Raw genomic sequence first — 8,630 nt, 5'->3', positions numbered from 1 at the left:
GCCCCGCCCGGCTCCGCTCCGCCCCGCCCGGCCGACGAATCGCGGCCGGGCGGGGCGGGCGCGCATCGCTACCCTGGACCCATGCACGCGAACGGCAGAACCATCGTCATCACCGGAGCCAGCGACGGCATCGGAGCCGCAGCCGCGCGGCGACTGCACCGCGACGGGCACCGAGTCGTGCTCGTCGGACGCTCGCCTGACAAGACGCGCGCCATCGCCGCGGAACTCGGAGCGCCGTTCCACCTCGCCGACTTCGCCGACCTCTCGCAGGTGCGCGCGCTCGCCGCAGCGCTCCTCGCCGAGCACGACCGCATCGACGTGCTCGCGAACAACGCCGGCGGCATCATGGGAGACCGCACCGTCACCGTCGACGGGCACGAACTCACCTTCCAGGTCAACCACCTCGCCCCGTTCCTCCTCACCCGTCTGCTGATGCCCGCGCTCGTCGCGGGCCGGGCGACGGTCGTGCAGACGGCGAGCCTCGCCGCGCGCGCGTTCAGCCGGTTCGACATCGCCGACCTGCAGAATGCGCGGCGGTACGCGCCGCAGCGCGCCTACGGCAACGCCAAGCTCGCCAACATCCTCTTCACCGCCGAGCTGCAGCGCCGGCACGGCGCGGAGGGCATCTCGGCCGTCGCCTTCCATCCGGGGGTCGTTGCGAGCAGCTTCGCGAGCGACACGACCCACCTCATGCGGCTCGTCTACCACACCCCGCTCAAGCGCCTCTTCACAATCAGCGCCGACGCCGGAGCCGATCAGCTGGTCTGGCTCGCCGAGGGCACGCCGGGGTCGACGTTCACGCCGGGCGCCTACTACGAATCGCGGGCCATCGCCGTGAAGGTGAGCCCCGAGGTGCACGATCCCGAACTCGCGCGCGAGCTCTGGGAGCAGTCGCTCGCCCTCGTGGGCGAGACTCCCTGAGACGCTCGAGCACCGCATCCCTGCGCTCCCGGGCCGAAGCTTCGGTGAGCGTTTCGGCTCCGGTGAGACCGCAGGCGCGGGTTCCTGCTCACCGACGCCGAATGGCTCACCGAGCAGCGCGTCGGGCGCGGTCTCGGCGCGACCCGACCGCCGGAGGCCGTCTCTGCCCGACCTCCGGGCCGTGGCAGCGCGACCTGCTAGAACCGCGCGCGGGCGTACTGCGGCGGCACGAGCGCTTCGGCCGCCGGTGCGCGCAGTTCGTGCGCCCAGCTGATCGGCAGGTGCGGGTTCGCGAGCAGCGGGCGGCCGAGCGACACGACGTCGGCCTGCCCCGTGGCGAGGATGCCCTCGGCCTGCTGCGCGCTCGTGATGAGTCCGACCGCGCCCACGGGGAGCGCCCCCGTGCGGCGCAGCTCGTCGGCCAGCGGCACCTGGTAGGAGGGGCCCACCGGAATCGGCGCGCCCGGGGTGTTGCCCGCCGTCGACGCGTCGACGAGGTCGGCGCCGTCCTCCGCCAGCCACTCCGTGACGCGGGCCGCCTCGGCGCCGTCGAAGCCGCCGTCGATCCACTCGGTGGCCGAGAGGCGCACCACGATCGGCAGGCTCGGGTGCTCGGCTCGCACCGCGCGCACGATCTCGCGCAGCAGTCGGGCCCGCCCGGCGAGGTCGCCGCCGTACTCGTCCGTGCGCTCGTTCGAGAACGGCGAGAGGAACTCGTGGACGAGGTAGCCGTGGGCGGCATGGATCTCGACGGCGTCGAATCCGACGCTCACGGCGCGGCTCGCAGCGTCGACGAAGGCCTGCACCAGATCGGCGATCTCGGCGGTCTCCAGGGCGCGGGGCGTCGCGTAGTCGCCGAACGGGACGGCCGACGGCGCGACGGTCTCCCAGCCGCCCTCCGCCGCGGGCACCGATCCCTCGGGGAAGCCGGGCAGCGACGGGTGGGTCGATCCCTTGCGCCCGGCGTGCGCGAGCTGCACGCCGATCTTCGCGCCGTGCGCGTGCGCCGCCTCCACGATGCGCCGGAGCGGGGGCAGCTGAGCATCGTCCCAGATGCCGGGGCAGCGCGGGCTGATGCGGCCCTCGGGGGTCACCGCGGTCGCCTCCATGAAGACGAGCCCGGCGCCCCCGCGGGCGAAGCCGCCGAGGTGCTGCAGGTGCCAGTCGCCGACGACCCCGTCCTCGGTGTCGACCGAGTACTGGCACATCGGCGCCACCCACAGTCGGTTGCGGATCTCGAGATCGCGGAGCGTGAAGGGACGGAAGAGGAGCGGATCAGCCATAGCCAGTGAGCCTACTCCCGCCGCCTGGGATCACCGCGTCCGACCCCCTCGCTCCCTCTCCCTCTCTCGCTCCCGCTCCCGGGAGCGGGAGCGGGGTCACTTCGCGTGCGTGTCGGATGCCCGACACGCACGGAAACCGACCCCGCTCGTGGAACGCGGCAGCGGCGGCGGCGCGGACCGCCGAGGAGCCGTGCGGGAAGAAGTGCGGGAAGTGGTACGTTGCACCTTCCGACACCATCGATGGAGGCCCGCCCGACGTGACCGTGCTGATCCGCATCCTGAAATTCACGCGCACGCTCGCGCCGTACTACGCGGGCATCATGCTCGCCGCGGTCGTCGTGACGGCGGCCGGCCTCGCCGTGCCGTTCATCACGGGTCGGGCGACCGACGTCATCTCGTCCGCGGTGGGTGCGGCGAGCGCGGCGGGCGGCGCAGCGAGTGGTGCCGACTCCGCTTCGGGCGGAGTGCAGACGACGATCGCATCGGTGATCCTGCTCGCCGTCGCGCTGCTCGCGGTCAGCCTGATCGAGGCCGGCGTGGGCAACATCGGCGGGTACTGGGGCGACGTGATGAGTGCCAAGATGCGCACCATCCTGTCGACCCGCTACTTCGAGCAGCTGCTCGCGCTGCCGCAGCGCTACTACGACAACGAGCTCACCGGCACCATCGTGGCGCGGCTCAACCGATCGATCTCCGAGATCACGAACTTCATGAAGTCGTTCTCGAACATGTTCGTGACCCTGATCCTCACCACCATCGCCGTGCTCGCGATCAGCGCGTGGTACTACTGGCCGCTCGCCGTGCTGCTCGCGATCGCCTACCCCGTGTACCTCTGGCTGACGGCGCTGACGAGCCGCAGGTGGCAGCGCCTCGAGGGCGACAAGAACGTGCACGTCGACGTCGCCTCCGGCCGCTTCGCCGAGGTGGTGGGGCAGATGCGGGTGGTGAAGTCGTTCGTGAGCGAGCGGCGCGAGCTCGACGCCTTCGACAGCCGCTTCCGGGCGACTGAGTCGCTCACCGCCGAGCAGTCGAGGCACTGGCACCGCATGGACGCGCTGCGGCAGGGCGTGCTCCACGCGATCTTCTTCGGGCTGTACGCGATCATCTTCGTGCGCACCGTGCTCGGGTTCTTCTCGCTGGGCGAGATGGTGATGCTCGTGCAGCTCATGGCGATGGCGCGCCAGCCGGTGACGAGCCTGAGCTGGGTCGTCGACACCGCGCAGCGGGCCATCGCCGGCTCGAAGTCGTACTTCGAGGTGATGGACCTCGACCCGGCTGCAGTCGACGGGGGCGGATCGCGGCCGACGGAAGCGGACGCGCCCTCCGGCGCACCCGGCGCACCCCGCGCACCCCGCGCCTCTGCTGCTGCCGCCTCCGCCGCCGCCGATGCCGGTGCGGCGCCGCCCGCGATCTCGTTCCAGGGCGTGCACTTCGGGTACGACGACGACGCCGATGTGCTCTCCGACGTCTCGTTCGACATCGCGCCGGGGGAGCGGGTCGCGTTCGTGGGGGAGTCGGGCGGCGGCAAGACGACGCTCACGAATCTGCTGATGGGGCTCTACGGCGTGCGATCGGGAGCCATCCGGGTCGCCGGGGCGGGGGCGGATCTCGACGCGCTGCGCCACAGGATCGGCGTCGTCTTCCAGGAGCCCGCGCTGTTCTCGGGCACCGTGGCGGAGAACATCGCGTACGGGAGGCCGGATGCGACGCGGGAGGAGATCGAGGAAGCGGCCCGGCGTGCGGCGGTCGACGGGTTCGTGCAGAAGTTCGAACGCGGCTACGACACGCTGATCGGCGAACGCGGGGTCAAGCTCTCGGGCGGGCAGAAGCAGCGCATCGCGGTGGCGCGCGCCATGCTGAAGGACGCCCCGATCCTCGTGCTCGACGAGGCGACGTCGGCGCTCGACACGAAGTCGGAGCGCCTGGTGCAGGCCGGCCTCGAGGCGCTGATGGCCGGGCGCACGACGCTCATCATCGCGCACCGCCTGTCGACGATCGCGGAGGTCGACCGCATCGTCACGCTGCGCGACGGCCGCATCGATGAGATCGGCACGCCGGCCGAGCTCGCGGTGTCGGGCGGCATCTACGCGGAGCTGCTCGCGCTGCAGGCGTCGCCGGCGGCGTCCCGGCGCAAGCTGATGCGGGAGTTCGACGTCATCGGGTGAGGGCTCCCCGCTCCCGCCGCCGTCGATGTCGGCGGTCTGTGCCAGTCTTGACGTGTGCCGCCGTCGCCGATCGAACGCTCGACGGCCGCCCGGCAGCGCTCCCGGTGCTCGCCAGGAGACCGCTCGTGAGTTCGTGAAGGAGGCTCCCGTGCACGAGATCATGTGCCCGCACTGCCAGAGGGCGTTCACCGTCGACGAGGCGGGCTACGCCGACATCGTGAAACAGGTGCGCGACAGCGAGTTCGAGGCGCAGCTGCACGAGCGCCTGGTGCTCGCGGAGCAGGACAAGCGCCAAGCACTGCAGCTCGCCGAGGCCGACTCCGCCGCACGTCTGCAGCGGGCCGCAGCGGAGAAGGACGCCGAGATTCAGCAGCTGCAGGCGCGCGTGGAGGCGAGCGCGACCGCGCAGAAGCTCGCGGTCGCCGAAGCGCTGAGCGCGGTCGAGAAGGATCGCGATGCGCTCGCGGGGCAGCTCGAGCAGGCCCGTCGCGAGCAGGAGGCGGCGATCGCGCTCGCCGAGGCGAAGCTCGAGGCTGCAGCACGGCAGGAGGCGGTCGCTCGGGAGACCGAGCTGCAGGAGCTCCGCGCGAGGATCGCCTCGATGGAGCTCGCCCAGAAGCTCGAGCTCTCAGAAGCCGTGAGCGCCGTCGCGCGGGAGCGCGACGAGCTCAAGAACGAACTGGAGCGCGCCGCCCTCGAGAAGCAGCTCGCGGAGCGCTCGCTCAAGGAGCACCACGCGCTGCAGCTGAAGGACCGCGACGGGGAGATCGAGCGGCTCAAAGACTTCAAGGCGCGCCTGTCGACGAAGATGGTCGGCGAGACGCTCGAGCAGCACTGCGAGGTGACCTTCAACCAGATCCGGGCCACCGCGTTCCCGAACGCCTACTTCGAGAAGGACAATGACGCCCGCACGGGGAGCAAGGGCGACTTCATCTTCAGAGATCGCGACGTCAGCGGCATCGAGATCGTGTCGATCATGTTCGAGATGAAGAACGAGGCCGACGGCACGGCGTCGAAGCACCGCAATGAGGACTTCCTGAAAGAGCTCGACAAGGACCGCCGTGAGAAGGGCTGCGAGTACGCCGTGCTCGTGTCGCTGCTCGAGCCCGAGAGCGAGCTCTACAACGGCGGCATCGTGGATGTCTCGCACCGGTACCCGAAGATGTACGTGATCCGGCCGCAGTTCTTCATCCCGCTCATCACGCTCCTGCGCAATGCGGCCCTCAACTCGGCGCAGGTCAAGGCCGAGCTCGAGCAGGTGAAGTCGCAGAACATCGACATCACGCACTTCGAGAGCGAGCTCGACGGCTTCAAAGACGCATTCGGCCGAAACTACGATCTCGCCTCCCGCCAGTTCCAGGAGGCGATCAAGCGCATCGACACGTCCATCGCCGAGATGCAGAAGGTCAAGGACAACCTGCTGAAATCGGAGAACAACCTGCGACTCGCGAACGACAAGGCGCAGGGCGTCACCATCAAGAAGCTGACGCGCGGCAACCCGACGATGCAGCGCAAGTTCGCCGAACTCGCACGCGGAGACGCGGACGCGGACGCGGCTGCGGGCGCCGAGCAGAGCGGGAGCGCACGCGCATGAGCCTGGGAACCGTACTCGACGGCACGCACTTCGACGAATCGGACGAGGCGTTCGCGGCCTTCGAGGAGTGGGCGTGGGAGCAGCGCGCGCTCCGCCTCTACCCCGCGCAGGAGGAGGCGGTGCTCGGCATCGCGCTCGGCAGCAACGTGATCCTCGCGACTCCGACCGGAACCGGGAAGTCGCTCGTCGCCATCGGAGCGCACTTCATCGCCCTCGCCGAAGGGCGGCGCACCGTATACACGGCACCCATCAAGGCGCTCGTGAGCGAGAAGTTCTTCGATCTCGTCGACGTGTTCGGCGCGGACCGGGTCGGCATGGTCACGGGCGACACATCGATCAACCCCGACGCGCCGATCCTCTGCTGCACCGCCGAGATCCTCGCCAATCTCGCCATTCGCGACCGCTCGGCCGGCGGCATCACGCAGGTGGTGATGGACGAGTTCCACTTCTACGCCGAGCCCGATCGCGGGTGGGCGTGGCAGGTGCCGCTGCTGCTCATGCACGACGCCCAGTTCCTGCTGATGTCGGCCACGCTCGGCGACGTCTCCGAGCTCGCCGACGACCTCTCCCGGCGCACCGGTCGCGACACCGCGCTCGTCACCGGCGTCGAACGACCGGTGCCGTTGACGTTCTCGTACGAGGTCGCCCCGGCCCACGAGGTGGTGGAGCAGCTCATCGAAGACCGGCAGACGCCCGCCTACCTCGTGCACTTCAACCAGTCGCACGCCGTCGAGCAGGCGCAGGCGCTCTCGAGCATCCGCATCGTCGATCGCGCCGGACGCGACGAGATCGCGTCGGCCATCGGCGACTTCCGCTTCTCCACCGGCTTCGGCTCGACCCTGTCGCGCCTCGTGCGCTCCGGCATCGGCGTGCACCACGCGGGCATGCTCCCGCGCTACCGGCGCCTCGTGGAGCAGCTCGCGCAGCGCGGTCTGCTCCGCGTGATCTGCGGCACCGACACGCTCGGCGTGGGCATCAACGTCCCGATCCGCACCGTCGTCATCACCGCGCTCACCAAGTTCGACGGCGAGAAGATGCGGCGGCTCTCCGCCCGCGAGTTCCATCAGATCGCGGGCCGAGCCGGGCGGGCCGGGTTCGACACGGAGGGCGACGTCGTCGCGCTCGCGCCCGAGCACGAGGTCGAGAACGCGAAGGCAGCCGCGAAAGCCGCCGCGAAGGCGACCGGGGGCAAGAAGGCGAAGCCGGCGAAGAAGAAGTCGCCGCCCCAGGGATTCGTCGCGTGGAGCGAGGGCACGCTGGAGAAGCTCGTCGGCTCGCAGCCCGAACCCCTCGTCAGCCGCATGCGCGTCACCCACGCGATGGTGCTGGGCGTCATCGGGCGCGGTGAGACGCGCGAGGGGGAGGCGCTGGAGACGATGCGCACCCTGGTGTTCGACAGCCACGAGCCGCGGCCCGCGCAGTTCGCGCACGCTCGCACGGCGCTCGCCATCTTCCGCACCCTGCGGCAGGGCGGCATCGTCGAGGTGCACGTCGACGAGCGCGGCCAGCGCCTGCTGCGCCTCACCGTCGAACTGCAGGCGAACTTCGCCCTGAATCAGCCGCTGTCGCCGTTCGCGCTCGCGGCGATCGAGCTGCTCGACCCCGATGCGGAGACGTACGCGCTCGACGTGATCTCGATCATCGAGGCCACTCTCGAGAACCCGCGCGCGATCCTCCGCGCCCAGGAGCACCGGGCACGCGGCGAAGCCGTCGCGGCGATGAAGGCCGAGGGCATCGAGTACGACGAGCGCATGGAGCTGCTCGAAGCGGTCACCTACCCGCAGCCGCTCAAGGAGTTGCTGGACGAGGCGTTCGCGGCGTACGTCGCCGAAGTGCCGTGGGCCCGCGATTTCGCACTCCAGCCGAAGTCGGTGGTGCGCGACATGGTGGAGCGCGCGTTCGGCTTCCGCGACCTCGTCTCGTTCTATCAGCTCGGCCGCTCGGAGGGCGGCGTGCTGCGATATCTCAGCGACGCGTTCCGGGCGATCGAGCGCACGGTGCCCGAGCGTGCGAAGAGCCCCGAGCTCGAGGAGCTCATCGACTGGCTCGGAGAGCTCGTGCGGCAGGTGGATTCCAGTCTGATCGACGAGTGGGAGGAGCTGTCGAACCCCGATCCCGAGGCGCTCAGGCGAGCGCGCGCCCTGCTCGGCCTCGAAGCCGACGGTGCCGAGACCGCTGCAGCGCTCGCACCGCCCACGCGCTCCGTACTCACGAATCAGCGCGCCTTCCTCGTGATGCTGCGCAACACGCTCTTCCGGCGCGTGCAGGCCGCCGCATTCGAGCGCTACGGCGAGCTCGCGGAACTCGACGCGGCACGCGGCTTCGGCGAGCAGAAGTGGCGCGACGCCCTGGCCCGCTACTTCGACGAGTACGACGACATCCGCATCGACGCCGACGCGCGCGCCGCGTCCCTGCTCGAACTCGACCGCAGCAGTGCGCCCGAGGGGTTCTGGCGCTTCCGGCAGGTGCTGCTCGACCCGCGCGGCGACCACGACTGGGCGATCGAGGGGTCCGTCGACCTCGCGGAATCCGAAGCCGAGGGCGAACCCGTCGTGCGCGTGGAGCGCGTCGGTCCGTTCGCGGAGTGAACGACGCAGCGGGCCCGGAGCCGCGAGCCCCGGACCCGCTGCGCGATCCTCACCGGCCCGGATGCGCCGGAACCGCCGC

Annotated in this window: 5 protein-coding genes; 4 read left to right on the top strand and 1 reads right to left on the bottom strand. The window is 70.6% G+C overall.

From position 1 onward, the window contains the following. Window positions 1–81: 81 nt before the first annotated feature. Window positions 82–921, top strand: a complete 840-nt coding sequence (locus NS354_RS02385) for an SDR family NAD(P)-dependent oxidoreductase (protein WP_058593011.1) — start codon at window positions 82–84, stop codon at window positions 919–921. 197 nt (window positions 922–1,118) lie between these two features. Here the strand turns inward: NS354_RS02385 and NS354_RS02380 are convergent, their stop codons facing one another. Then, window positions 1,119–2,204 carry an NADH:flavin oxidoreductase/NADH oxidase gene (locus NS354_RS02380; protein ID WP_058593010.1) on the bottom strand — a complete coding sequence of 362 codons (1,086 nt, stop codon included), beginning with the start codon at window positions 2,202–2,204 and terminating at the stop codon, window positions 1,119–1,121. Window positions 2,205–2,461: 257 nt separating this feature from the next. On the opposite strand from NS354_RS02380, the gene NS354_RS02375 reads away from it, so the two are divergent. From NS354_RS02375 to NS354_RS02365, 3 genes are all read left to right on the top strand, one after another. Continuing rightward, window positions 2,462–4,369, top strand: coding sequence for an ABC transporter ATP-binding protein (locus NS354_RS02375; RefSeq protein WP_058593009.1), 1,908 nt, complete (start codon window positions 2,462–2,464; stop codon window positions 4,367–4,369). A 148-nt stretch (window positions 4,370–4,517) separates the two neighbouring features. Further along, window positions 4,518–5,963: a DUF2130 domain-containing protein gene (locus NS354_RS02370; protein ID WP_058593019.1), complete on the top strand. Its 1,446-nt coding sequence runs from the start codon at window positions 4,518–4,520 to the stop codon at window positions 5,961–5,963. Next, a complete protein-coding gene (locus NS354_RS02365) occupies window positions 5,960–8,551 on the top strand; it encodes a DEAD/DEAH box helicase (protein WP_058593008.1) in 2,592 nt (863 codons plus the stop codon). The genes NS354_RS02370 and NS354_RS02365 overlap by 4 nt, the downstream gene beginning before the upstream one ends. The last annotated feature ends 79 nt before the right edge of the window (window positions 8,552–8,630 follow it).

It is taken from the genome of Leucobacter chromiiresistens, assembly GCF_001477055.1.
GTDB lineage: Bacteria > Actinomycetota > Actinomycetes > Actinomycetales > Microbacteriaceae > Leucobacter > Leucobacter chromiiresistens_A.
The sequence above is the reverse complement of the archived record's forward strand: the minus strand, read 5'-3'. Positions and strand labels throughout refer to the sequence as shown.